The organism is Roseovarius sp. MBR-78 (genome assembly GCF_040547535.1).
In the GTDB taxonomy this organism is placed as follows: domain Bacteria; phylum Pseudomonadota; class Alphaproteobacteria; order Rhodobacterales; family Rhodobacteraceae; genus Roseovarius.
In genome coordinates this window covers 72,648-96,951 of sequence record NZ_JBEPPX010000006.1, presented here as the reverse complement: position 1 = coordinate 96,951, position 24,304 = coordinate 72,648, and the positions used below count along the sequence as shown (strand labels likewise).

The following is a 24,304-nucleotide window of genomic DNA, read 5'->3' as shown; positions in this document are numbered from 1 at the left end:
CATGGCAACGATTCTTCTTTCCGCCGCCGGGGCCGCCATCGGCGGTGCGGTCGGTGGCTCGGTTCTCGGGATTTCCTCGGTGGCGCTGGGGCGGTTCGCGGGGGCGGTGATCGGGCGCTCGATCGACCAGCGGCTGCTGGGGCAGGGCTCGGAGGTGGTCGAGACCGGGCGCGTCAACCGGTTGCGGCTCACCGGGTCGGGCGAGGGCGATGCCATCGCGCAGGTTTACGGGCGGATGCGGGTGGGGGGTCAGGTGATCTGGGCCACCGAGTTTCGCGAGCGTGTGACGGTGACACCGGGGCGCAGCGGCGGCGGCAAGGGCAGCCCGCGCCCCGCCACGCCGACGGTGCGCGAGATCAGCTATTCGGTGAGCCTCGCGCTGGCGCTCTGCGAGGGCGAGATTTCCCGCGTGGCCCGCATCTGGGCCGACGGCACGGAAATTGCGCCCGACAGCCTCAACATGCGGGTCTATCCCGGCTCGCGCGATCAGCTTCCCGATCCGCTCATCGAGGCGGTGGAGGGGGCGGGGACGGTGCCCGCCTATCGCGGCACCGCCTATGTGGTGATCGAGGATCTGGACCTCTCGCAATTCGGCACCCGCGTGCCGCAATTCAGTTTTGAGGTCTGCCGCCCGGCGCAGGCGGGCGGCGACGGGGCCGATCTTGACCCGGTGCACGCGCTGCGCGGGGTCGCGATCCTGCCCGGCACCGGCGAATACACGCTGGCCACGACGCCGGTTGCGATGGATTTTGGCTTTGGCTCCAAGGGGCTGGTGAACGTCAACACCCCCGGTGCGCGCAGCGATTTCGCCGTGGCGCTGGAGGCGCTGCGCGAGGAGTTGCCGCAGGTGCGCGCGGCGTCGCTGGTGGTGAGCTGGTTCGGCGACGATCTGCGCTGCGGTGCGTGCCAGATCCGCCCGCGCGTGGAGAAAAAGACATTCGAGTCGGCCAACATGCCCTGGGTCGTCTCGAGCCTTACGCGCGGGGCGGCGGGCGAGGTGCCCAAGGATGCCGGGGGCCGCGAGGTCTATGGCGGCACGCCCAGCGATCAGGCGGTGGTGGAGGCGATCCTCGCGCTCCGGCAGGCGGGGCAGGAGGTGCTTTATTATCCGTTTATCCTGATGGAGCAGATGGCGGGCAACGGGTTGCCCGATCCGTGGAGCGATGCCGAGGGTCAGCCGGTGTTGCCGTGGCGCGGGCGGATCACCACCTCCAAGGCACCGGGGCGCGATGGCAGCCCCGATGGCACGGCGGCGGCCGAGGCGGAGGTGGCGGCGTTCTTTGGCACGGCGCGGGCGGCTGATTTCACCGTGACGCCGGTGGCGGCGGTGCCGGTGGGCGAGCCGGGGACCGGTGCGCTTGATCTCTTGAGCTTTGGCGGGGCGGTCAAGGCGAGCCCCGTGGCCTATCACGGCCCGGATGAGTGGTCCTACCGCCGGTTCATCCTGCATCAGGCGGCGCTTTGTGCGGCGGCGGGCGGGGTCGAGAGCTTTTGCATCGGCTCGGAAATGCGCAGCCTCACGCAAGTAAGGGGGGCGGGCAACAGCTTTCCAGCGGTGGCGCAACTGGTCGCGCTGGCGGGCGAGGTGCGCACGCTGCTGGGGCCGGAGGTGAAGATCAGCTATGCCGCCGACTGGTCGGAATATTTCGGCTATCAGCCGGGGGATGGCGATCGGTTCTTTCATCTCGATCCGCTCTGGGCCGATGACAATATCGATTTCATCGGTATCGACAATTACATGCCGCTGTCGGATTGGCGCGAGGGATATGATCATCTTGATGCGCAGGCGTGGCGCTCGATCTACGATCTGGGTTACCTGCACGCCAATATCGAGGGCGGCGAGGGGTTTGACTGGTTCTATCCCGGCGAGGAGGCGCGCGCGGCGCAGCGGCGCGAACCGATCACCGATGACGCATATGGCGAGCCGTGGGTGTGGCGGTTCAAGGATCTGCGGGGCTGGTGGGGCAATGCCCATCACGACCGGGTGGGGGGCGTGCGCAGCGAGACCCCGACGGCATGGGTGCCGCAATCAAAGCCGATCCGCTTCACCGAATATGGCTGTGCGGCGGTGGACAAGGGCACCAACGAGCCCAACAAGTTCCTTGATCCGAAATCCTCGGAATCGAGCCTGCCGCGCCATTCCACCGGCGCGCGGGATGAGTTCATCCAGTTGCAATACCTGCGCGCGATGACGGGCTATTGGCGCGACCCGGCGCGCAACCCGGCCTCGGAGATCTTTGACGGGCGGATGATCGACATGGATCACGCCTATGTCTGGGCCTGGGATGCGCGGCCCTATCCGTGGTTTCCGGCCAATGCCGGGCTGTGGGCGGATGGCGGGAATTATGCGCGCGGGCACTGGATCACCGGGCGGGCAAGCGGGCGCAGGCTGGCCGAGGTGGTGGGCGAGATCGCCGGGCGCGCGGGGCTGGCGGCGCTTGATACAAGCCGCGCCGAGGGGGTGGTGCGGGGCTATAGCGTCGATACGGTGGGGCCTGCGCGCGCGGCGCTTCAGCCGCTCTTGCTTGCCCATGGTGTGGACGCGGTGGAACGCGAGGGCGTGCTTGGCTTTCGCACGCGTGACGGGCGGGCGGATGCGGTGCTTGATCCCGAGGGCCTTGTGCGCGACCCGGAACTGGGCGGTGTGATCGAGGGGCTGCGCGGCTCTGATCTGGAGCTGGCGGGGCGGGTGCGGTTGCGCTTTGTCGAGGCCGATGGCGACTACGAGGCGATTGCCGAGGAGGCGATCCTGCCCGACGAGGCGACCCACGCGGTGGCGATGTCGGAGATGCCGCTGTCGCTGACGCGCGCCGAGGGGCGGCAGGTGGTGGAGCGGTGGCTGTCGGAGGCGCGGGTATCGGTCGATACGCTGCGCCTCACGCTGCCGCCGTCGCGGATCGCGCTTGGCGCGGGGGATGTCATCGCGCTGCCGCAGGCCGAGGGCGGCGGGCGGTTCCGCATCGACCGGGCCGAGCAGATGGCGGGGATGCAGCGCATCGAGGCCACGCGCACCGATCCCGAAAGCTTTCGCCCGATCCTGATCGACGACGCGCCCGCATCGCTGCGCGCGTTCACGGCACCCGGGCCGGTGACGCCGCTGTTTCTCGATCTGCCGCTCTTGACCGGCGAGGAGGTGCCGCACGCGCCGCATCTGGCGGTGATCGCCGATCCCTGGCCGGGCACGGTGGCGCTTTATTCCTCAGATGAGGACGCGAATTACGCGCTCGATACGCTGATTGCGGCGCAGGCCACGGTGGGGCTTACGCAAGCACCGCTCTTTCCCGCCGCGCCGGGCCGGATCGACCGGGGCGATGGGCTCATCGTGGCGATGCGCCACGGGGTGCTGGAGAGTGTGAGCGATCTGGCATTTCTCAACGGGGCCAATCTCTGTGCGATCGGGGATGGCACACCGGATGGCTGGGAGCTTTTCCAGTTCCGCGATGCCGAGTTGGTGGCCCCCGATACCTATATCCTGCGCCACCGGCTGCGCGGGCAGTTGGGGACCGAGGGCGCGGGCGCCTGGCCGCCCGGCTCCATCCTCGTGCGGCTCGACGGGATCGCGCGCCAGATTGGCCTGTCGGAGGCGCAGCGCGGGCAGGCGCGCCATTACCGCATCGGGCCGGGAGGGCGCCCGGTGGACGACCCAGGCTTTGGCCGTGCGGTGCTGGCCTTTGACGGGCTGGGCTTGCGGCCCTATGCGCCGGTGCATCTGCGCGCACGCGAGGCGGGCGGCAATCTTGCGGTGGCGTGGATCAGGCGCACGCGGCTGGGCGGTGATCGCTGGGACACGCCCGAGGTGCCGCTGGGCGAGGAGACCGAGAGCTATGTTTTGCGCGTGCGCCGGGGTGCGCAGGTGCTGCGCGAGGAGGTGGTGAGCGCGCCGGAATGGCGCTACACCGCCGCCGCCCGCGTCGAGGACGGGCCGGATGCGGGCAAGCGCATCGAGGTGGCGCAGATATCGGCGAGCTTTGGCGCGGGGCGCTTTGCGGGGCGCGAGCTGTGAGGGCTGGTCTTGGCCTGTTGCTGCCGTTGGAATGAGCCGCGCATCGACGGGCCGCGGCGCGGCGATCCAACGTGAGTTTGGGGGCGCTTTATCTCGCCAAATCGGAAAACCCTCTGAGGATGGCGCAGGTTGCAGCCAAATCGCCGTGCCGGGGGGCGGCCCGGCGATGCGCGGCGGCGCGCCAAGGCGCGCCTTGTTCCGCGCAAGGGGGCTAGCCTTGAATGTCTCCTTCAGGCCAAAACCCGATGCTCGCGCCTCGTCGGTCATCCTGTGCCGGGCCCTCCCTCAGCGCCCCCTTATGCGTGGGTCCATCGCATCGCGCAGCCCGTCGCCCATGTAATTGATCGCCAGCACCGTGAGCGAGATCGCAAGGCCGGGCCAGAACACCCGCTCGGGGTAGTCCTGCAAATATTGCGTGGCATCGTTCAAGAGCCGCCCCCAGGTGGGGAAATCCGGCGGAAAGCCGAGGCCCAGGAAGGACAGCGCGCTTTCGGTGATGATCGCGTTGGCGATCCCCAGCGTGGCCGAAACCATGATCGGTGACATCACGTTGGGCAGGATGTGCCGGGTGATGAGGTTGAAATTCGTGGTGCCGATGGAGCGGGCGGCGAGGATGAATTCGCGCTCTTTCAAGGCTAGCACATCGCCGCGCACGATCCGCGCCGTGGGCATCCAGCTTGTCACCCCGATGGCCACCACGATAAGGATGAAAATGCCCTGCTCCGGCCCGAACATGCCGTTGAGCGCCTCGCGGAACAGGAGCACCATCACCAAGAGGAGCGGCAGCAGCGGCAGCGACAGGAACAGGTCGGTGAACCGCATCAGCGGCCCGTCGAGGCGGCGAAAGAACCCCGCCAGCACGCCGATGAGCGAGCCCAGCACCAGCGCCAGAAGCATCGCCGTCAGCCCCACCGAGATCGAGGTCTGCCCCCCCGCCATCATCCGCGCCAGCGTATCGCGGCCCAGTTGATCGGTGCCGAAGGGATGCGCGAAGCTTGGTCCCTGGTTGCGCGACCGGATGTCGATATAGGTGGCATCATAGGGCCAGAGATAGGGCCCGATGAACACCGCGAGGATGATGAACAAAAGGACCAGCATCCCCGCGAGCGCGCCGCGATGGGTCTTGAACTGGTCCCACACGTCGCGCCACTGGCTGCGCGGCGGCGCGGTGGGGCCTTCGTCGGTCAGCGCGGCGATGGGTTTGGGGGCATCAGTCATAGCGGATCCTCGGGTCGAGCACGCCATAGAGCACATCTGCGACGATATTGAAGAACACGATCAGCACCGCGATCATGAAGGTCACGGTCTGCACCATCGGCAGGTCATTGGCCTGGATCGCGGTGATGAGAAGCTGGCCCAGCCCGTTCACCTTGAAGATCTGCTCGGTGATGATCGCGCCGCCGAAGATGTAGGGCACGCCAAGCGCGATCACCGTCACCACCGGGATCATCGAGTTGCGCAGCACATGCACCATCACCACCGACCATTCCGACAGCCCCTTGGCGCGGGCGGTGCGCACGTAATCCTGGTTGAGATTGTCGAGCATCGAGGCGCGCATGAAGCGGCTGATCTGCGCCGTGGTCTGCAAGGCCAGCACCATCACCGGCATGACCATCTGCAGCACCTGTTGCTTGAACGTGGCCCAATCGACCACCTGCAAGGTGGTGTCATAGATCGAGGGCAACCAGCCAAGCTGCACCGAGAAAATCACGATCACCAGCACCCCCGAAAAGAACGGCGGCACCGAATAGCCCACCATCGTGATGAACGTGCCGGTCTGGTCAAAGACCGAATATTGCCGATAGGCGGAATAGATGCCGATGGGCAGGGCAATGAGGATGCCCACCACGTAGGACATCGCCACCACCCAGAGGGTTTGCGGCATCCGCTGCACGATCACATCCATGACCGGCGAGCGGAATTGCCAGCTCAGCACGCGCTGTTGCCCCTCGGCCAGCGCGGTGCCGAAAAGCCAGTCGATGAACATCATCGGCTCGACCACGAAGAACTGCCACATCCACTTGATGAAGCGGATATGCGTCGGCTCACCCAGACCAAGCGCGAGGCGCATCTTTTCCTTGACCTCGGGCGGCACGGTGAGCGGCACCTGTGCCATCGGGTCGCCGGGGGCAAGCTCGAGCAACAGAAAGATCACGAGGCTGATGAACAGCAGCGTCGGGACCGAGAGCACGAGCCGTCGTATCGTGTAGGTCAACATGCGGGCAGCGCCTTTGGGGGGGCTAGGGGAAAGGCAGGTCGGGCCGGGCATGTGCCCGGCCCCGGTCCGGCAGGTGCCGGATTACTGCTTGATGCGATACCAGTCTGCGGCGTTCCACAATTCGGTATCCCACACATTCAGCTCCACCCCGCCAAGGGTGTTGGAGCGCGCCGAGACACGGCCACGATCCACCAGCGGGATGATGACATGGCTTTCACGCGTAACCATGTCGTTGAGTTGCCGGGCGATCTCGCCGCGCTTTTCAAGCTCGGCGGTGCGGCTCAGTTCCTCGATCAACGCATCGTATTCCGGATCACAGTAGCGGTTGATGTTTTCGCCCTGCCACTGGGTTTCGGGGCGCGGAGCCTTGTCGCAAGTGCGCGACGCCAGATAGGCCTGCGGATCGGTGCCATCGAAGTTGTTGGCATACATTTCCACATCCGCATAGAATTTCTGGAACGTGTCGGGGCTGCCGGGATCGCCGCCAAAGAACACCGAGGCCGAGATGTTGCGCAACTCGGTCTCGACCCCGATTTCCGACCACCACTGCTTGATCAGTGCCTGGAAGTCCTGCCGCACCGCGTTGGTTGATGTCTGGAACAGCAGCGACAGCTTGCGCCCGTCCTTGTCGCGGATGCCATCGCCATTGCTGTCGGTCCAGCCCGCCTCGTCAAGCAGCGCCTTGGCACCCTCGACATCCTGCTCAAGGCATTCGGTGTTGTCGGAGGCAAAGATTTCCGGCGCGGGCACGAAATTGCAGGTCGGGCGGCCCGCCTTGCCATAGCCGATCTCGGTCAGCAGGCTGCGGTCGATCGCCTTGCTCAGCGCCTCGCGCACCCGCACATCGGTCAGGATCGGGTGCGGATGCTTGGCGGTGGCGCGCTCGCCCTCGGGCAGGTCGGGCGAAGGATCGGTGAGGTTTACCTCGATCCGTTCTACCAACGTGCTAAAGGCCGACAGCGCCACGCCCTGGCCTGCCTCCTCCATATTGGCGATCACCTCCGGGGCAAGCTGAAGGTTCCACGCGTAATCGAATTCACCGGTTTCCAGCACCGCGCGCCCTGCGGCCATCGCGTCGCCGCCGCCCTTGAAGGTCATGGTGGCAAAGGCCGGTTTGTCAGGGTCGCGGTAATTGGGGTTGGCCGAGAGCGAGATCACGTCATTGGGACGGAAATCATCCACCTTGAACGGGCCGGTGCCCACGGGATAGAAATTCGCATCGGTGCATTCGGGGGCCTTGGCACCCAGGCATTCGGCGAATTGCGCGGCCTGAATGATCGGGGCCTGCCCGCCCATGAACGGTCCGTAGGGGTTGGGCTGGGCGTCCTTGAAATTGACGCGCACGGTCAGATCGTCGATCACCTCGACCGAATCGACCCCCTCGAACTTGGCAAGCTGCGCGCAGCCGCCCTCGGGATGCATGCAGTAATCGGCCGTGAATTTCACGTCCGTGGCGGTGAACGGTGTCCCGTCGGACCATTTGAGCCCCGGCTTGATATTCCAGGTGATGGATTTGAGGTCTTCGGCCACGCCGCCGTTCTCCACGGTGGGGATTTCCTCGGCGAGGTAGGGCACCATTTCGCCCGACGTGTTGTAACGGCCCAGCGGTTCCAGCACGAGGCTCGCGGCCTCGCGTTCCTTGGTGCCGCCGGTAAGGTAGGGGTTCATGATCGACGGCGCTTGCCAGTAGATCAGGTTCACATGGCCGTCCGCGCCACGCTCGGCCATCGCCATCGAGGCAAGGCCCGCAAGCGCGGTGGCACCAAGAAGAAGGGGTTTCAGGGTCATGTCGCTGCGTATCCTCCGCTGTTGGACGGCTCTGTGGGCCATCTCGGGTTCCGCTCTACCGGAATGCGGGCGCGCGATGCGGATCCGCCTCGGTCTCGGTTCGGCCATCACAGACCGGATTTTTCGAAAAAGCAAGGGGGCGCGCGCCGATGAATTGCGACAGCGTTCGTTTCGGTTCGGCGTTTGACAGTCTGGCGCGGTTATGCGTAGCGTTCGGGCATGGGCCGCAATCGAAGCGAGGCACGCCATGCTCGACAAACCGCTGGCGAGGATCGAGAATCTTCGCGTTGAATTCGAAACCCGCGACGGCCCCGTTGTGGGGGTCGAGGATGTGTCCTTCGAGGTGAACCCCGGCGAGACGGTGTGCATCGTCGGTGAATCGGGGTCGGGCAAATCCGTCTCGTCGCTGTCGCTGATGCGGCTCATTGAATACGGCGGCGGCACGATCGCGGGCGGGCGGATCATGTTCGACCGCCGCGAGGGCGGCGAGATCGACCTTGCCCAGACCGAACAGGGGCTGATGCGCACGATCCGCGGCAACGAGATCGGGATGATCTTTCAGGAGCCGATGACCGCGCTCAACCCGGTTTTCACGGTGGGGCGGCAGTTGTCCGAAGGGCTGCGCGTGCATCGCGGGATGAGCAAGGCCGAGGCCCGCGCCCGCGCGCTCGAATTGCTGCATGAGGTGCGCATCCCCGAGGCCGAGCGCCGCCTTGACCAATACCCGCATGAGCTGTCGGGCGGCATGCGGCAGCGGGTGGTGATCGCGATGGCGCTGGCCTGCGCGCCGCGCCTTCTGATCGCGGACGAGCCGACAACCGCGCTCGACGTGACAATCCAGGCGGAAATCCTTGCCCTCATCGACCGGCTGAAGCGCGAGACGGGAACCGCCGTCATCTTCATCACCCATGACATGGCCGTGGTCGCGCAAATGGCCGACCGCGTCGTGGTGATGTTTCGCGGCAACAAGGTCGAGGAAGGCCCCGTCGAAGAGATTTTCGAGGCTCCGAAACACGACTACACCCGCGCGCTTCTGGCCGCCGTGCCGAAGCTGGGCGAGATGAGTGGCAAGGCCTACCCCGAGCCGATGAAGCTCTTGGGCACCGAGGGCCACGAGATCAAGCCGATCATCGGCAGCGACGAGACGCTGCTGACGGTCAAGGGGCTGACCACGCGGTTTGCCGTCACCGGCGGCTTCTTGCGCCGCACGGTGGCCAATGTCCACGCGGTCGAAGACCTGTCCTTCACCCTGCAAAAGGGGCGCACGCTGTCGCTGGTGGGCGAGTCGGGCTGCGGCAAATCCACCGCCGGGCGCTCGATCCTGCGGCTGGTAGAGCCGATGGCGGGTGAGGTGGTGCTTGACGGGGTTGATATCATGGCGCTCGACGCGGGCGGGCTGCGCCGCGCGCGGGTCGATATGCAGATGATCTTTCAGGACCCGTTCGCCAGCCTCAACCCGCAGATGAAACTCGCCGCACAAGTGTCTGAGCCGATGCGCAATTACGGCCTCGTCTCCGGCTCCGAGATCGAGGACCGGGTGGCGATGCTGTTCGACCGGGTGGAACTGCCGCGCTCGTTCCTGCGCCGCTTTCCGCATGAACTCTCGGGCGGGCAGCGGCAGCGGGTGGCGATTGCCCGTGCGCTGGCGCTCAATCCCAAACTGATCGTCTCGGACGAGGCGGTGAGCGCGCTTGACGTGAGCGTGCAGGCGCAGGTCGTGAACCTGATGATGGAATTGCAGGCCGATCTTGGTCTCAGCTACGTCTTCATCAGCCATGACATGGCCGTGGTCGAGCGCGTCAGCCACGATGTCGGCGTGATGTATCTGGGCCGCATCGTCGAGCGCGGACCGCGCGCGGCGGTGTTCGAGAACCCGCAGCACCCCTATACGCAGGCGCTGATGAAGGCGGTGCCGGTGGCCGACCCGCGCCGCCGCAAATCCGAGAAAGATCTGAATTTCAAACCGATCCCCTCGCCCATCCATCCTGTCGGATACGAGCCGGGGCCATCGGTCTATGACGAGGTGTCGCCGGGGCATTTCGTGCTGACATCGGAGAGTGGGTATTGAACATGGACCATCTGTCACCGCTGGAGATCATGACGCGGCTTGTGGCCTTTCCGACCGTGAGCCGCGACAGCAACCTTGAGCTGGTCGCATGGGTTGAGGATTACCTTGCCGGCCACGGCATCGCCGCGCATCGCCATTATGACGAGACAGGGCAAAAGGCCGCGCTCTTCGCCCATGTCGGGCCAGAGGTGGCGGGCGGCGTCGTGCTTTCGGGGCATACGGATGTGGTGCCCGTGGACGGGCAGACGTGGAGCAGCGATCCCTTCACCGTGACCGAGCGCGAGGGGCGCTATTACGGGCGCGGCTGCGCCGATATGAAGGGCTTTGACGCGCTGGCGATCTGGGCGCTCATCGAGGCGCAGCGCGCGGGCGTCGCGCGCCCGCTGCAACTGGCGCTCAGCTATGACGAGGAGGTGGGCTGTATCGGCGCGCCGCCGATGATCGCGGCGATGCAGGGCGTGGTGCCGCGCGCGGATCTGGCCATCATCGGCGAGCCCACGACCATGCAGACGGTCACCGGCCACAAGGGCGGTCTTGGCTTTGATGTGCATGTCGAGGGCTTCGAGGTGCATAGCTCGCTCATGCACCGGGGCGTCAACGCGATCATGGCCGCCGCGCCGCTCATCGACTGGGCCAACCGCATGAATGCCGAGAACCGCGCGAAACGGCCCTCGGATCTGGCCGCTATGTTCGAGCCACCCTGGACGACGCTGCATGTCGGCCAGATCGAGGGCGGCACCGCGCATAACATCACCGCCAAGGAGTGTCGCTTCGGCATGGATTTTCGCGTCGTGCCGGGCGAAGACCCCGAGGACTGGGCCGCGCGCTTTCTGGACGAGGTGCGCAAGGTCGAGGCAGAGATGCAGGCCGTGCGCCCCGAGACGCGCATCACCGCCGCGCCCAAGTTCCGGGTGCCGGGACTGCGCCCCGAAGAGGGCGGAGCCGCCGAGGCGCTGCTGCGCCAGATCACCGGCGACAATGCCGCCCATGTCGTGAGCTACGGCACCGAGGCGGGGCAGTTTCAGGAGGCGGGCTATTCAGCGGCGATCTGCGGCCCCGGCGACATCGCGCAGGCGCATCAGCCCGACGAATATATCTCGGCGGCGCAATTCGAGGCCGGGCACGATTTCATGCGCCGCCTTGTCGGGCGGCTTGGCGCGGGCTGAGCCCTTGCCGCCCGCCGCCAGATGCCCCACGTTACCCATCAATCCAACCCGCGAACAGGAGAGGCCCATGCCCATCAGGAACCGCTTTGCCGAATTGCACGACGACATCACCGCGTGGCGGCGTGACATGCACGAACACCCCGAAATCCTCTACGAGACGCACCGCACCAGCGCGCTGGTGGCGGAGAAGCTCAAGGCGTTTGGCTGTGACGAGGTGGTGACCGGCATCGGGCGCACCGGTGTTGTCGGCGTGATCCGGGGGCGGGCGACCGGCTCGGGCAAGGTGATCGGGCTGCGCGCCGATATGGACGCGCTGCCGATCCATGAGGCCACGGGGGTGGAGTATGCCAGCAAGACCCCCGGCGCGATGCATGCCTGCGGCCATGACGGGCACACGGCGATGCTCTTGGGCGCGGCGCAATACCTGGCCGAGACGCGCAATTTCGACGGCACCGCGGTGGTGATCTTCCAGCCCGCCGAAGAGGGCGGCGCCGGCGGGCGCGAGATGTGCGAGGACGGGCTGATGGAACGCTTCGGCATTCAGGAAGTCTACGGGATGCATAACTGGCCGGGTCGTCCCGTGGGTAGCTTCGCCATTCGCCCCGGTGCCTTCTTTGCCGCGACCGACCAGTTCGACATCGTGGTGACGGGCAAGGGTGGCCACGCCGCCAAGCCCCACGAGACGGTCGATACCACCGTGATGGCCGCGCATCTGGTCTCGGCCTTTCAGACCATCGCCAGCCGCAATGCCGACCCGGTGGATCAGGTGGTGGTCTCGGTCACCTCGTTCCAGACATCATCCAACGCGTTCAACGTGATCCCCGCCTCGGTGCACCTGAAGGGCACTGTGCGCACCATGAGCACGGCGATGCGCGATCTCGCGGAGGCCCGTATCAAGGCGCTCTGCGAGCATGTCACCGCAGGCTTTGGCGGCAGCGCCGAGGTGAGCTATTATCGCGGCTACCCGGTGATGGTGAACCACGAAGAACAGACCGAATTCGCCGCCTCGGTCGCGGCCAGGGTGGCGGGGGACTGCGGTGACGCACCGCTGGTGATGGGCGGCGAGGATTTCGCCTTCATGCTGGAGGAGCGCCCCGGCGCCTATATCCTGGTGGGCAATGGCGACACGGCGATGGTCCACAACCCGGAATACAATTTCAACGATGATGCCATTCCGGCGGGGTGCAGCTTCTGGGCGGGGATCGTCGAGGAGCGGATGCCGGCGGCGTAACCGCCGGTGCCGGACTCGGATATTTTTGGCAAGATGAAGCCGGGGCGGGGGGATCACCCCGCCCCGAAGCGTGTCAGGCGCCGAAAACCCGTGCAAAGATCGTATCGACATGCTTGGTATGATAGCCCAAGTCGAATTTCTCCTCGATCTCGGCGGGGCTGAGCGCGGCGGTCACTTCCGGGTCGGCCAGCAATTCGGTCTTGAAATCGACGCCCGTCTCCCAGACCTTGAGCGCGTTGCGCTGCACGAGGCGGTAGGCATCCTCGCGGCTGACGCCCGCTTGCGTCAGCGCCAGAAGCACGCGCTGGCTCATCACGAGGCCGGGGAACTTGTTGAGATTGGCGAGCATGTTCTCGGGATAGACCAGCATCTTGTCGATGACGCCGGTGAGGCGCGCCAGCGCAAAATCCAGCGTGATCGTTGCATCCGGGCCGATCATCCGCTCGACGGAGGAATGCGAGATGTCGCGCTCGTGCCAGAGCGCCACGTTCTCCATCGCGGGCACCACCATGCCGCGCACAAGCCGCGCCAGCCCGGTGAGGTTCTCGGTCAGCACCGGGTTCTTCTTGTGCGGCATGGCCGAAGAGCCCTTTTGCCCCATGGAGAAAAATTCCGCCCCCTCCAGCACCTCGGTGCGCTGCATGTGGCGGATCTCGATGGCGATATTCTCGATGCTGCTCGCCACCACGCCGAGCGCGGCGAAAAACGCCGCGTGACGGTCGCGGGGGATGACTTGCGTGCTGATCGGCTCAGGGTTCAGGCCCAGCTTGGCGCAAACGTGCTCCTCGACGCGCGGATCGACATTGGCAAAGGTGCCGACCGCGCCGGAAATCGCGCCGGTGGCAATCTCGGCGCGCGCGGTGCGCAGGCGGGTGAGGTTGCGGTCCATCTCGGCATAGAAGCGCGCGAAGGTGAGCCCCATCGTGGTGGGTTCGGCATGGATGCCGTGGCTGCGCCCGATGCGGATGGTGTGTTTGTGCTCATGTGCGCGGCGTTTGAGGGCTGCCAGAAGTGCCTCGGTATCGGCAATCAGGATATCGGCGGCGCGGGTGAGCTGCACGTTGAAACAGGTGTCGAGCACGTCCGAGGAGGTCATGCCCTGATGCACGAAACGCGCCTCGTCGCTGCCGACATGCTCAGACAGATGGGTGAGAAACGCGATGACATCGTGCTTGGTTTCGGCCTCGATTTCGTCGATACGCGCCACGTCGAACTCCACATCGCGGGCTTTCCACACCGCTTCGGCATTCGCGCGCGGGATCACGCCGAGATCGGCCATCGCGTCGCAGGCATGGGCCTCGATCTCATACCAGATGCGGAATTTGGTGGCGGGCTCCCAGATGGCAACCATGTCGGGGCGGGAATAGCGCGGGATCATCTTGTCGTCCTTTGGCGGATGGGGTTTGATGCGCTTCTAGTGGCAGAGGCGGGGCGCGGCAAGGCGGGGGCGATGCGGCCAAGGCGATTGCAGGATTTTGAGGGGGCGTGGCGGTTTGACCGGCAGATCACCCATGCCGATGGGCAGCGGGCGCAGGTCACGGGCGTTGCTGTCTGGCGGCGCGAGGGGGCGGGGCTGATCCTTGAGGAGGCGGGCGAGATGCATATGGCCGGGCATCCGCCGATGCAGGTGGCGCGGCGCTACCTCTGGGGGGCTGATCTGGCGGTCAGTTTCGAGGATGGCCGGTTCTTTCACCATGTGCCCCCCGAGGGTGGCGCGGCGGCGCATTGGTGCGACCCCGATCAGTATGACGGCAGCTATGATTTCAGCCGCTGGCCCCGGTTTCGCGTGGAGTGGCGGGTGCGCGGGCCGCGCAAGGACTATCACATGATGACTGACTATTGGCGCGAGGCAACATGACCCCGATCCTGCAAACCGCGACCCCCTATGATGTAACCGCGCCCCGCCCGCTGCCGGGGATTGCGCCGCTCGACATGGCGGAATGGCTGCTGGTCGACGAGGCTTTCGCGCCGCAGATGGCAGAGCGCGCGCGGTTCTTGGCCGAGCGGCGCGGCGATGTGATGGCCGTGACCGAGGGGGCGGGGCCTGCGACCGACGAGCTTTTGCAATTCGTGCTGGACTGGCTGCGCGATCACGGGACGGGCTACGATATTTCCGCAAATGAGGTGCGTCGCCCCGATGGGGTGCGCGTGGCCATAGACCGCGCCGATCCGATGCTGACCCTCGGCCATCTCGTGCAGGAAGACCTTTGCGTGATGGAGAAGCGCGGCGACGAGCATGTGCTCACCGCCGCCGTGCTGTGCTTTCCGGCAAGCTGGCGGCTCTCAGACAAGATCGACCGCCCGCTTCTGGCGATCCATGTGCCGGTGCCGGACTACGATGACGGCATCGCGCGGCGCGTGCAGCGATTGTTCGACGGGGTGCAGCCGGGCCGCCCGCTGTGGCGGTTCAACGCGCATGGCTATGGCGATCCCGCGCTTTACCACCCCTCGCGCGAGAACGTCGACGAGGCGGCGCGCGCGCGCCTGCCTTACCTGCGATCCGAGCGGCAATGCGTGCTGCGCCTGCCGCAAACGCGGGCCTGCGTGTTTTCGATCCACACCTATATTCTGGCGCGGTAGCGCAGGGGCAGAGGTGCCCCTGCGCGCGCCCGCCGCTCAGCCCCCGAGGGCCGCGTCGAGATTCTCGTCGATCTTTTCGAGGAATCCCATCGTCGTGCGCCAGCCCTGATCGGGGCCGACCAGGAGCGCGAGATCCTTGGTCATGTCGCCCGCCTCGATGGTCTCGACCACCACCCGTTCCAGCGTGTCGGCAAAATGGCCAAGCGCCGCGTTGTCGTCGAGCTTGGCGCGGTGGCGCAAGCCCCCCGACCAGGCAAAGATCGAGGCGGTGGAATTGGTCGATGTCTGCTCGCCGCGCTGGTGCTGGCGGTAGTGGCGGGTGACGGTGCCGTGCGCCGCCTCGGCCTCCATGATGCGGCCATCGGGGGTGAGCAATTGCGAGGTCATCAGCCCGAGCGAGCCAAAGCCCTGCGCCACGGTGTCGGACTGCACGTCGCCGTCATAGTTCTTGCACGCCCAGACGAACCCGCCGTTCCACTTCATCGCGCAGGCCACCATGTCGTCGATCAACCGGTGCTGATACTCGATCCCCTTGGCCTTGAATTTCTCCTCGAATTCCTCCTCATAGATTTTCTGGAAGATCAGCATGAACTGGCCATCATATTGCTTGAGGATGGTGTTTTTCGTGCTGAGATAGAGCGGCCAACCAAGATCGAGCGCGTAATTCATCGACGCGCGGGCAAAGTCGATGATCGAGGCGTCAAGGTTATACATGCCCATGTAGACACCCGAAGAGGGCGCGCGGAACACCTCTTCCTCGATCACGGTGCCATCCTCGCCGACGAATTTCATGCTGAGCGTGCCGGGGCCGGGAAATTTCATGTCGGTGGCCTTGTATTGGTCGCCGAACGCGTGGCGGCCAATGACGATGGGGCGGGTCCAGCCCGGCACGAGGCGCGGCACGTTGCGGCAGATGATCGGCGCGCGGAACACCACGCCGCCAAGGATGTTGCGGATCGTGCCGTTGGGCGATTTCCACATCTTCTTGAGGCCGAATTCCTCGACGCGGCCCTCGTCGGGGGTGATGGTGGCGCATTTGACGGCGACGCCGACCTCTTTCGTCTTTTCCGCCGCGTCGATGGTGATCTGATCCTCGGTGCGGTCGCGCTCCTCGATGCCGAGATCGTAATAGAGCAGGTCGATATCGAGATAGGGCAGGATGAGCTTCTGCTTGATGAAATCCCAGATGATGCGGGTCATCTCGTCGCCATCCATCTCGACGATGGGGTTTTCTACCTTGATCTTGGACATGGGGTGCTCCGGGGGTGTTGGGGTATTGGGTCTATATCAGCTGCAATGGGGGGCGGAAGGCAGGATAGCCTCAAAGGTGACGGTTGGCGGGCTTCCCGCGCGGAATCGAGGCGCGCCTTGGCGTGCCGCCGCGCGAGCGCCCGTCCGCCCCCTCGGGCGGGCGCTTTTGCAACGGTGAAAACCGTACAGTCGTTGCAGTATCTTGCACCATAAAGTGCCTTCCACAACCGTTGTAGCGCCCACCCGGCGGACGGGCACTCGCGCGGCTCGGCTCAACATTCGGATTGGTGGCAAAACCACCCCCCCGCCCCGCTCACCCGATGATCGCGTTGAACGTGGCCGAGGGGCGCATCACCGCAGCAAGCTTCCCGGCGTCGGGGTGGTAGTAGCCGCCGATATCGGCGGGCTTACCCTGTGCCGCCACAAGCTCGGCCACGATCTGCGCCTCGGCCTCTGCCAGCGCAGCCGCCACGGGGGCGTATTCGCGGGCAAGCTCTGCGTCACCCGATTGCGCGGCCAGCGCCTCGGCCCAGTAGCGGGCGAACCAGTAATGGCTGTCGCGGTTGTCGGGTTCTCCGGCCTTGCGCGAGGGCGAGCGGTTGTGATCGAGGATGCCTTGGGTCGCGGCCTCCACCGCCTCGCCCAGCACGCGGGCGCGGGCGTTGTCCCTGGTCTGGGCGAGGAACTTGAGGCTTTCACCCAGCGCGCAGAACTCGCCAAGGCTGTCCCAGCGCAGGTGGTTTTCGGCCTGCAATTGCTGCACATGCTTGGGGGCAGAGCCGCCCGCGCCGGTCTCGAACATGCCGCCACCATTCATCAGCTTGACGATCGACAGCATCTTGGCCGAGGTGGCCAGCTCCAGGATCGGGAACAGATCGGTGAGATAGTCGCGCAGCACGTTGCCGGTGATGGCGATGGTCGACTCGCCCTTCGTGATCGTTTCCAGCGAGGCGCGGGTGGCCTCGCGCGGGGCCATGATCTCGAAGCGGTCCGCCACACCCTTGCCCTCGAGGATCGGCTTCACATAGGCGATCAGTTCGGCATCATGGGCGCGCGCCGCGTCGAGCCAGAAGATCGCGCGATATCCCGTCTCCTTCTGCCGGGCGATGGCGAGGTTCACCCAATCCTCGATCGGGGCCTTGTTGGCCGAGGAAGAGCGCCAGATATCGCCCGCCTCGACCGGCGTTTCGTGCAGCACCGTGCCATCGTCGAGGATCATCCTGACCGTGCCCGCCTGCGGGATTTCAAAGGTGGTCGGGTGGCTGCCATATTCCTCGGCCTTTTGCGCCATGAGGCCGATATTCTGCACCGTTCCGGCGGTGGCCGGGTCGAGCTTGCCGTTTTGCTTGAAGAACGCGATCGTCTCGTCATAGACGGTGGCATAGCTGCTGTCGGGGATGACGCAGACGCAATCATGTTCGCGGTTGTCCGGCCCCCAGCCCTTGCCGCCCGCGCGGATGAGGGCGGGCATGGAGGCGTCGATGATGACATCCGAGGGCACATGCAGGTTGGTGATGCCCTTGTCGCTGTTGACCATATACATGGCCGGGCGGTCGGCCATGCAGGCGTCGATGGCCGCAAGGATATCGGCGCGGTCCTTCACACGGTTCAGCAGATCGCCCAGCCCGGCATTGGCGGAGACGCCAAGCGCCGCCATGTCGTCGCCGAACTGCGCGAAGACCGGCGCAAGGAACTGCCGCACCGCGTGGCCAAAGATGATCGGGTCCGACACCTTCATCATCGTGGCCTTGAGGTGGATCGAGAACAGGATGCCCTCGGCCTTGGTCTTCTCGATCTCGCGGGCAAGAAAGGCGTCAAGCGCGCTCGCGCTCATATAGGTGGCATCGACCACGGTGCCCTCGGGATAGCTCACCGCGTCCTTGAGCACGGTCTCGCCCTCGCCGGTCTCCAGCACGATCTTGGCCGTTGCAGCGCGGGGCAGGGTGGCCGCGCGCTCGTTGGCAAAGAAATCACCCTGCGACATGGTGGCGACGCGGGTCTTGCTGTCAGGCGTCCAGTCGCCCATCGAATGCGGGTTGTTCCGGGCATATGCCTTGACGGCGGGGGCGGCGCGGCGGTCGGAATTGCCCTCGCGCAGGACCGGGTTCACCGCCGAGCCCTTGAGCGTGTCATAGCGGGCGCGCGCCGCTTTCTCGGCCTCGGTCTTCGGCTCGTAGGGGTAATCGGGCAGCGCATAGCCCTGTCCCTGCAACTCCTTCACCGCGGCCACAAGCTGCGGCTCGGAGGCCGAGATATTGGGCAGCTTGATGACATTGGCCTGCGGCGTCTTGACGATCTCGCCAAGCGCCTTGAGATCGTCGGGCTGGCGCTGATCGGCGCTCAGGTGGTCGGGAAAGGCGGCGAGGATACGGCCCGCGAGCGAGATATCGCGCGTATCGACGGTAATGCCCGCGCTCGCAGCAAAGCGGCGGATCACCGGCAGGAACGAGGCCGAGGCAAGCTCGGGGGCCTCGTCGACCTTGGTATAAATGATGTCGGGGATATCCGTGTTGGCCATCTGAGGTTCCTTTCCGATCCGGGGTCATGTCCGGGTGACTCACCCGCTTGCGCATCTCATAGCGGAAAAGCGCGGCGCGGGAAAGATAGTATGCGACGGTATACACAAAGAAATGCGCGGAAAGCCGATCACGCCGCCCTGCGCGCCGCCCGAGGATGATCGTGGCCCCTCATTCCGTCTCTGCCGCAATGCCGTGCAGCAGCATCAGCCCCGCCAGGACCGCCGCCAGCACGCCCAGATGCGCGGGCATCGGCGTGCCGTTGAATTGCTGGCCTATCGGGATCGCCAGCGCCACGCTGCCCAGCGTGGCGACCGCGCCGGTCACGCTTGCGGCCATCCCGGCAATCGCGCCCATCGGGGCCATCGCCAGCGCGTTGAGATTGCCGAGGGTAAAGCCCGCCTGCATGAACACCCCGGTCTGCCAGACAAGGAACACCGCGAATTGCGCCCCCGGCGGCAGGCCGATGACCCAGGCAAGGATCGCCAGCGCCGTCATCCCCACCTGCACCATGAGCGCACCGCGCACCATCCGCACCATGCCCAGCCGCCCGACAAGGCGCGCGTTCACCAGGCTGCCGCTGCCCGCCACCAGCGCCATGCCGAAGAACCACAGCGGAAATTCGGCGCCGCGCCCGAAAGTGGTGTCAAATGTCGGCTGCACCACGCTGAGCGAGGTGAAAAGCGTCGTCATCGCCAGCATCTGCACGGCGATCGCGCGGCGGGTGACGGGATGCGCCACCACGCTGCGCGCCGCGATGAGGAGCGGGCGCAGGCGAAACCGGCTGCGGCGCGCGGGCGGCAATGGCTCGGGCAGGCGCGCCATCATCCAGGCCGAGAGCAGCGCGGCAAAGACGATGAAGGCCGCGAACACCGCCCGCCATCCCCCCAGCGCGATCAGCCCCGCGCCGATCAGCGGGGCCGTCGCCGGGGTCAGCGCGAACACCATCATCACGAAGGACATCAGCCGCGCCATGTCGCGCCCCGAGGCGGTATCACGGATGATCGCCAGCGAGACGATACGGAACGCCGCCGCCCCCAGCCCCTGCACCGCGCGCGCGAAGAGCAGCGTAGCGAGCGCGTCGGCCACCATCGCCAGCGCCGCGCCGCCCATGTAGATCGCGGCCCCCGCGAGGATCACCTTGCGGCGGCCATAGCTGTCCGAGAGCGGCCCGGCGAGCAGCGTGCCGACGCCCAGCCCCGAAAGAAAGGCGGTGATGACAAGCTGCGCGCGGTTGGGGGCCTCGGGGCTGAGATCGGCGGCGATGCGCGCGAGGCCCGGCAACATCGCGTCGATGGAAAACGCCACCGTGGCCGCCATCATCGCCATCAGCGCGATGAATTCCGCGCGGTGCAGGGCTGGGCGCGGCGCGATGGGCGGGGCCGTGACGGGGCCTTGCGGCGCGGGGGGCGGGATATCACGCATGCGAGCGGCTTAGCGCATTGTGGGCGGCAAGGGAACGGACAGTGCGCGCCACTGCCCCGGCGCGAGGCCGTCCAGCGCCCAGTCCCCCACCCGCCAGCGCACCAGCCGCAGGGTGGGGTGGCCGATATGCGCCGTCATGCGCCGCACCTGCCGGTTGCGCCCCTCGGTGATGATGATCTCCAGCCAGCAATCGGGCACCGATTTGCGATAGCGCACCGGCGGGGTGCGTGGCCACAGATCGGGCGGGTCGATGCGGCGCGCCCGTGCGGGCCGCGTCGGGCCGTCCTTGAGCGTGACGCCTTGGCGCAGCGCGGCAAGGGCTGCGTCATCGGGCAGGCCCTCGACCTGCACGAGATAGGTTTTCGCGGTCTTGAAGCGGGGCGAGGCGATGCGCGCCTGCAAGGCCCCGTCATCGGTGAGCAGCAAAAGCCCCTCGCTATCACGATCCAGACGGCCCGCAGGATAGACGCCGGGCAGGTCGATGAAATCCGAGAGCGTGGCGCGGGGGCTGTCGGCGCTGCCCCGGTCGGTGAATTGCGACAGCACCCCGTGGGGCTTGTTGAAGAGGATGAGACGGGCCATGCCCCCCGTGATGTCGCAGGTTGCGCCCAGCTTCAAGCCGGATCAGCCGTTGCCGCCGCCGTCAAACCGCGCCGCATCCGCCGCCGCGCGGCGGATGGCGTTGGATTTATGGACCGTCTCCATGTATTCGGCCTCCGCGTCGCTGTCATAGACCACGCCGCCGCCCGCCTGAATGTAGAGGTTGCGATCCTTCACCACCGCCGTGCGCAGCGCGATGCACACATCCATGTCGCCGCCGGCGCTGAAATAGCCGACGCCGCCGCCATAGACGCCGCGCTTTTCCGGCTCCAGCTCGTCGATGATCTCCATCGCGCGGACCTTGGGCGCGCCCGAGACGGTGCCCGCAGGCAATCCCGCCAAAAGCGCCGAGAGCGAGTCATGCTCGGGGGCCAGTTCGCCCACCACGTTCGAGACGATGTGCATGACGTGGGAATACCGTTCGATGATGAATTTCTCGGTCGGGCGCACGGTGCCGATCTTTGACACGCGCCCCGCATCGTTGCGCCCCAGATCGAGCAGCATCAGGTGTTCGGCCAATTCCTTGCCATCGGCCAGAAGATCGGCCTCGAGCGCGCGATCCTCTTCGGGCGTGGCGCCGCGGGGCCGCGTGCCTGCGATCGGGCGGATGGTGACCTCGCCGCCCATCACCCGCACGAGGATTTCGGGGCTGGCACCGATCACCTGGAAACCGCCGAAATCGAAATGGAACATGAAGGGCGACGGGTTGGTGCGCCGGAGCGAGCGGTAAAGCGCGAATGGCGGCAGGGAAAACGGCTGTGTCCAGCGCTGCGAGGGCACCACCTGAAAGATATCGCCCGCGCGGATATAGTCCTTGGCCTTTTCCACGGCGGCCTTGTAGCCCTCGCGCGTGAAATTCGACACCGGGGCCGCATCTTCCTGTGCCTCGCCGAGCGTGCGGCTGGCCTGTGGCAGGGCGCGTTCGAGATCGCGCACCGCGTCCATCACGCGCTCAGCCGCCTGCGCATAGGCCGCGCGCGCCGATTGCCCGTTGCCCGCCCATGCTGGGGCCACGACGATCACCTCGCCCTTGACCCCGTCGAGCACCGCCACCACCGAGGGGCGCAGCATCACCGCATCGGGCAGGCCGAGCGTGTCGGGGGGCACGTCGGGCAGATGCTCGACCAGCCGGATCATGTCATAGCCGAGATAGCCGAACAGCCCCGCGCTGGCGGCGGGCAGGTCGTCGGGCAGGGGGATGCGGCTCTCGGCAATGAGCGCGCGCAGATTGGCGAGCGGGTCGCCCTCCTGAACCTCGAAGGCATCTGCATCGAACCGCGCGGCGCGGTTGATGCGGCTGGTGCGCCCGTGGCACTGCCAGACCACATCGGGCTTCATGCCGATGATCGAATAGCGCCCGCGCACCTCGCCGCCGGTCACCGATTCCAGAAGGAACGCATCACGCGCGGCCCCGGTGAGCTTGAGCATGAGCGAGACCGGCGTGTCGAGATCGGCGGCAAGGCGCATATGCACGACCTGGTTTTCGCCCGCCTCATGGGCACGGGCAAAGCTCTCGAAATCCGGCGTCAGCTCCACGGTGGGGCACCCTCAGTTGAAATTGGCATGAACGGCGTTGATCGCCGCCTGATCGAGGGTCACGCCCGCGCGGGCGCGGATGTCATCGGCGAGGATCTGGAACATGTCCTGTCCAAGGTCGCTCTCGACCTGCGCGCGCAGGCTCTCGGCGATGCGGGCGAGATCGGGATCATCCTCTGCCGGGGGCTTGATCGCGCCCAGCCGCAGGATGTGGATGCGCCCCGCGCCCTCGATCACGCGGACCTCGCCCTCGGTCATGGAAAACACCGTTTCGATGAAGTCGGGCGGCGCGTCGGCGCGGTAGTCGCGGCGCGTGATATCCTCAAGCTCGGTGGGGGTCAGCCCCTGCGCGGCAAAGCTCTCGCCCGCGCGCAGCGCCGCGATCGCCGGCTCGGCCTGCGCCTTGAGCGCCGCGACCACCGCCTGCGCGCGCCAGCCGCGCGTGACCGCCTCGCGCACATCGTCGAGCGGCAGGATGCGCGGCTGTTCTATCCCGTCGAGGCGCAGCGCAAAGGCCCCGCCATCGCCCAGTTGCGCGATCTGCGGGTAATCGCCTTGCTGCACACTCGCGGCGGCCTCGCGGAAGGCCGGATAGCCCGCGATCCCCTCCGAGAGGCCCGGATGCCAGGCGATCTCGCCCAGCTCCATCTCCGTCTCGCGGGCCACATCTTCGAGCGTCGCCCCCCCGGCGAGCAGGTCATCGGCCTCTTGGGCAAGGGTGTCGATCACCCGGCGCGCGCGGTCGGCGGCCAGCGCCTCGCGCAGTTGCGGCACCGCCTCATCGAACGGCGTCGAGCGCGCCGCCAGCACCGCGTTGACGCGAAAGAGCGCCGGGCCGAGGTTGGTCTCGACTGGGCCTGTCACTACGCCGGTCTCTGCCTCGAAAACCGACGCGGCGGCGGCACCGAGATCGGCGGCGCTCACATCGCCGAGGTCGATATCGGCCATCTCCAGCCCGCGTTCGGCCACCAGCGTCTCGAACGCCTCGCCGCCCTCGATCCGGGCCATCGCATCGCGCGCCGCGGCCTCATCGGCAAACACCAGCCGTTCCACCAGCCGCCGCTCAGGCGTGTTGAATTCGTCCTCGCGCGCCTCATAGGCCTCGCGCAGCGCCGCCTCGTCGACCTCGACTGTATCAAGCAGCATCTCGGGCGTGACCTGCACATAGGTGATGCGCCGCGCCTCGGGCGTGGTGAAATCGGGCAGGTGCGATTGGTGATAGGCGCGCAGATCCTCGTCAGAAGGCGTGGGCAACCCGGTTTTCAGATCGCCCCGGTCGAGCATGGCAAAGCCGAGGCTGCGCCGCTCGCCGAGATAGCGCAGCAGCGTGTCGATCTGCGCCTGCGGTGCGGCCAGCCCGGTCAGCGCCGCGCCCTGCACCAGCGATGCGGCCGTCTCGGCGCGGATCTGCGCCTCGAACTCGGCCTCGTTTAGGCCCGATTGCTGCAAGGCAAAGCGATAGGCCTCGCGGTCGAAACTGCCATCAAGGCCCTGAAAGGCCGGGATCGACAGGATTTCGTCGCGCAGTGTCTCGTCGCCCACCGAGATGCCCAGCGCCGCCGCCTCATGCTCGAGCGCGGCGCGCGACACGAGCCGCGCCAGCACCCGCCGGTCAAGCCCCATCTCCTGCGCCTCGGCAAGGTTGATATTGCGCCCGGCCTCGGCAGAGGCGGCGCTGATTTCGTTGCGCAGCGCGCGGGCGTAGATCTGCACGTCGATCTCTGCCGTGCCGACCGATCCGATGCTGCGCACAGTGCCGCCGAGATGGGTGACGCCAAAGCCGCCAAGCCCGATGATGAGAAGCCCCATCAGAAGCCACATCGCGCCCTTGGAAATACTGTTGCCCGCCATCGTGATCCCCGCCGGTTTGCTGCGCCCAGGCCCTGTCTATGCGCTGCGCCGGGGCGGGGCAAGGGGGGCTC

16 protein-coding genes are annotated in these 24,304 nt (G+C 66.5%); 6 read left to right on the top strand and 10 right to left on the bottom strand.

What is annotated here, in order from left to right; all coding sequences use genetic code 11:
• The first annotated feature begins 1 nt into the window (after window position 1).
• Window positions 2–4,003, top strand: a complete 4,002-nt coding sequence (locus tag ABIE58_RS06600) for a baseplate multidomain protein megatron (RefSeq protein WP_354543913.1) — start codon at window positions 2–4, stop codon at window positions 4,001–4,003.
• Window positions 4,004–4,288: 285 nt separating this feature from the next.
• Here ABIE58_RS06600 and ABIE58_RS06595 read toward each other — a convergent pair whose 3' ends face one another.
• From ABIE58_RS06595 to ABIE58_RS06585, 3 genes are all read right to left on the bottom strand, one after another.
• Entirely contained in the window at window positions 4,289–5,221 is a 933-nt protein-coding gene (locus tag ABIE58_RS06595; RefSeq protein WP_354543912.1) for an ABC transporter permease, read from the bottom strand.
• Window positions 5,214–6,221, bottom strand: a complete 1,008-nt coding sequence (locus tag ABIE58_RS06590) for an ABC transporter permease (protein ID WP_354543911.1) — start codon at window positions 6,219–6,221, stop codon at window positions 5,214–5,216. Before ABIE58_RS06590 ends, ABIE58_RS06595 begins: the two co-directional genes overlap by 8 nt.
• 81 nt (window positions 6,222–6,302) lie before the next feature.
• A complete protein-coding gene (locus ABIE58_RS06585; protein WP_354543910.1) occupies window positions 6,303–8,009 on the bottom strand; it encodes a peptide ABC transporter substrate-binding protein in 1,707 nt (568 codons plus the stop codon).
• Between the two features lie 247 nt (window positions 8,010–8,256).
• On the opposite strand from ABIE58_RS06585, the gene ABIE58_RS06580 reads away from it, so the two are divergent.
• The 3 genes from ABIE58_RS06580 (at window position 8,257) to ABIE58_RS06570 (ending at window position 12,474) form a co-directional block, all read left to right on the top strand.
• Complete coding sequence (locus ABIE58_RS06580; RefSeq protein ID WP_354543909.1) at window positions 8,257–10,077, top strand: ABC transporter ATP-binding protein; 1,821 nt, start codon at window positions 8,257–8,259, stop codon at window positions 10,075–10,077.
• Window positions 10,078–10,079: 2 nt separating this feature from the next.
• Window positions 10,080–11,243, top strand: a complete 1,164-nt coding sequence (argE, locus tag ABIE58_RS06575; protein ID WP_354543908.1) for an acetylornithine deacetylase — start codon at window positions 10,080–10,082, stop codon at window positions 11,241–11,243.
• A 67-nt stretch (window positions 11,244–11,310) separates the two neighbouring features.
• Window positions 11,311–12,474: a M20 aminoacylase family protein gene (locus ABIE58_RS06570; RefSeq protein ID WP_354543907.1), complete on the top strand. Its 1,164-nt coding sequence runs from the start codon at window positions 11,311–11,313 to the stop codon at window positions 12,472–12,474.
• A gap of 73 nt (window positions 12,475–12,547) precedes the next feature.
• On the opposite strand, the gene purB is transcribed toward ABIE58_RS06570, so the two are convergent.
• Complete coding sequence (purB, locus tag ABIE58_RS06565; RefSeq protein WP_354543906.1) at window positions 12,548–13,852, bottom strand: adenylosuccinate lyase; 1,305 nt, start codon at window positions 13,850–13,852, stop codon at window positions 12,548–12,550.
• A gap of 18 nt (window positions 13,853–13,870) precedes the next feature.
• Between purB and ABIE58_RS06560 the strand changes: the two genes are divergently transcribed.
• A complete protein-coding gene (locus tag ABIE58_RS06560; RefSeq protein WP_354543905.1) occupies window positions 13,871–14,332 on the top strand; it encodes a DUF6314 family protein in 462 nt (153 codons plus the stop codon).
• Window positions 14,329–15,054, top strand: a complete 726-nt coding sequence (locus ABIE58_RS06555; protein ID WP_354543904.1) for a heme-dependent oxidative N-demethylase family protein — start codon at window positions 14,329–14,331, stop codon at window positions 15,052–15,054. Before ABIE58_RS06560 ends, ABIE58_RS06555 begins: the two co-directional genes overlap by 4 nt.
• Before the next feature lie 36 nt (window positions 15,055–15,090).
• Here the strand turns inward: ABIE58_RS06555 and ABIE58_RS06550 are convergent, their stop codons facing one another.
• The 6 genes from ABIE58_RS06550 to ABIE58_RS06525 form a co-directional block, all read right to left on the bottom strand.
• Window positions 15,091–16,305 carry an NADP-dependent isocitrate dehydrogenase gene (locus ABIE58_RS06550; protein WP_354543903.1) on the bottom strand — a complete coding sequence of 405 codons (1,215 nt, stop codon included), beginning with the start codon at window positions 16,303–16,305 and terminating at the stop codon, window positions 15,091–15,093.
• Between the two features lie 313 nt (window positions 16,306–16,618).
• Complete coding sequence (locus tag ABIE58_RS06545; protein WP_354543902.1) at window positions 16,619–18,823, bottom strand: NADP-dependent isocitrate dehydrogenase; 2,205 nt, start codon at window positions 18,821–18,823, stop codon at window positions 16,619–16,621.
• A gap of 169 nt (window positions 18,824–18,992) precedes the next feature.
• Window positions 18,993–20,246: an MFS transporter gene (locus ABIE58_RS06540; RefSeq protein ID WP_354543901.1), complete on the bottom strand. Its 1,254-nt coding sequence runs from the start codon at window positions 20,244–20,246 to the stop codon at window positions 18,993–18,995.
• Between the two features lie 9 nt (window positions 20,247–20,255).
• The gene (locus ABIE58_RS06535) at window positions 20,256–20,828 is read right to left on the bottom strand and encodes a pseudouridine synthase (protein WP_354543900.1); all 573 of its coding nucleotides are present in this window, start codon (window positions 20,826–20,828) and stop codon (window positions 20,256–20,258) included.
• 42 nt (window positions 20,829–20,870) lie between these two features.
• Window positions 20,871–22,382 carry an anthranilate synthase component I gene (trpE, locus tag ABIE58_RS06530; protein ID WP_354543899.1) on the bottom strand — a complete coding sequence of 504 codons (1,512 nt, stop codon included), beginning with the start codon at window positions 22,380–22,382 and terminating at the stop codon, window positions 20,871–20,873.
• A gap of 12 nt (window positions 22,383–22,394) precedes the next feature.
• On the bottom strand, window positions 22,395–24,233 hold the full coding sequence (locus ABIE58_RS06525) for a peptidyl-prolyl cis-trans isomerase (RefSeq protein WP_354543898.1): 1,839 nt from the start codon (window positions 24,231–24,233) through the stop codon (window positions 22,395–22,397).
• Between the last annotated feature and the right edge of the window lie 71 nt (window positions 24,234–24,304).

Coding starts and splice junctions, on each gene's coding strand:
- ABIE58_RS06600 (WP_354543913.1), top strand. CDS start 2: ATGGCAACGATTCTTCTTTCCGCCGCCGGGGCCGCCATCGGCGGTGCG.
- ABIE58_RS06595 (WP_354543912.1), bottom strand. CDS start 5,221: ATGACTGATGCCCCCAAACCCATCGCCGCGCTGACCGACGAAGGCCCC.
- ABIE58_RS06590 (WP_354543911.1), bottom strand. CDS start 6,221: ATGTTGACCTACACGATACGACGGCTCGTGCTCTCGGTCCCGACGCTG.
- ABIE58_RS06585 (WP_354543910.1), bottom strand. CDS start 8,009: ATGACCCTGAAACCCCTTCTTCTTGGTGCCACCGCGCTTGCGGGCCTT.
- ABIE58_RS06580 (WP_354543909.1), top strand. CDS start 8,257: ATGCTCGACAAACCGCTGGCGAGGATCGAGAATCTTCGCGTTGAATTC.
- argE (WP_354543908.1), top strand. CDS start 10,080: ATGGACCATCTGTCACCGCTGGAGATCATGACGCGGCTTGTGGCCTTT.
- ABIE58_RS06570 (WP_354543907.1), top strand. CDS start 11,311: ATGCCCATCAGGAACCGCTTTGCCGAATTGCACGACGACATCACCGCG.
- purB (WP_354543906.1), bottom strand. CDS start 13,852: ATGATCCCGCGCTATTCCCGCCCCGACATGGTTGCCATCTGGGAGCCC.
- ABIE58_RS06560 (WP_354543905.1), top strand. CDS start 13,871: ATGGGGTTTGATGCGCTTCTAGTGGCAGAGGCGGGGCGCGGCAAGGCG.
- ABIE58_RS06555 (WP_354543904.1), top strand. CDS start 14,329: ATGACCCCGATCCTGCAAACCGCGACCCCCTATGATGTAACCGCGCCC.
- ABIE58_RS06550 (WP_354543903.1), bottom strand. CDS start 16,305: ATGTCCAAGATCAAGGTAGAAAACCCCATCGTCGAGATGGATGGCGAC.
- ABIE58_RS06545 (WP_354543902.1), bottom strand. CDS start 18,823: ATGGCCAACACGGATATCCCCGACATCATTTATACCAAGGTCGACGAG.
- ABIE58_RS06540 (WP_354543901.1), bottom strand. CDS start 20,246: ATGCGTGATATCCCGCCCCCCGCGCCGCAAGGCCCCGTCACGGCCCCG.
- ABIE58_RS06535 (WP_354543900.1), bottom strand. CDS start 20,828: ATGGCCCGTCTCATCCTCTTCAACAAGCCCCACGGGGTGCTGTCGCAA.
- ABIE58_RS06525 (WP_354543898.1), bottom strand. CDS start 24,233: ATGGCGGGCAACAGTATTTCCAAGGGCGCGATGTGGCTTCTGATGGGG.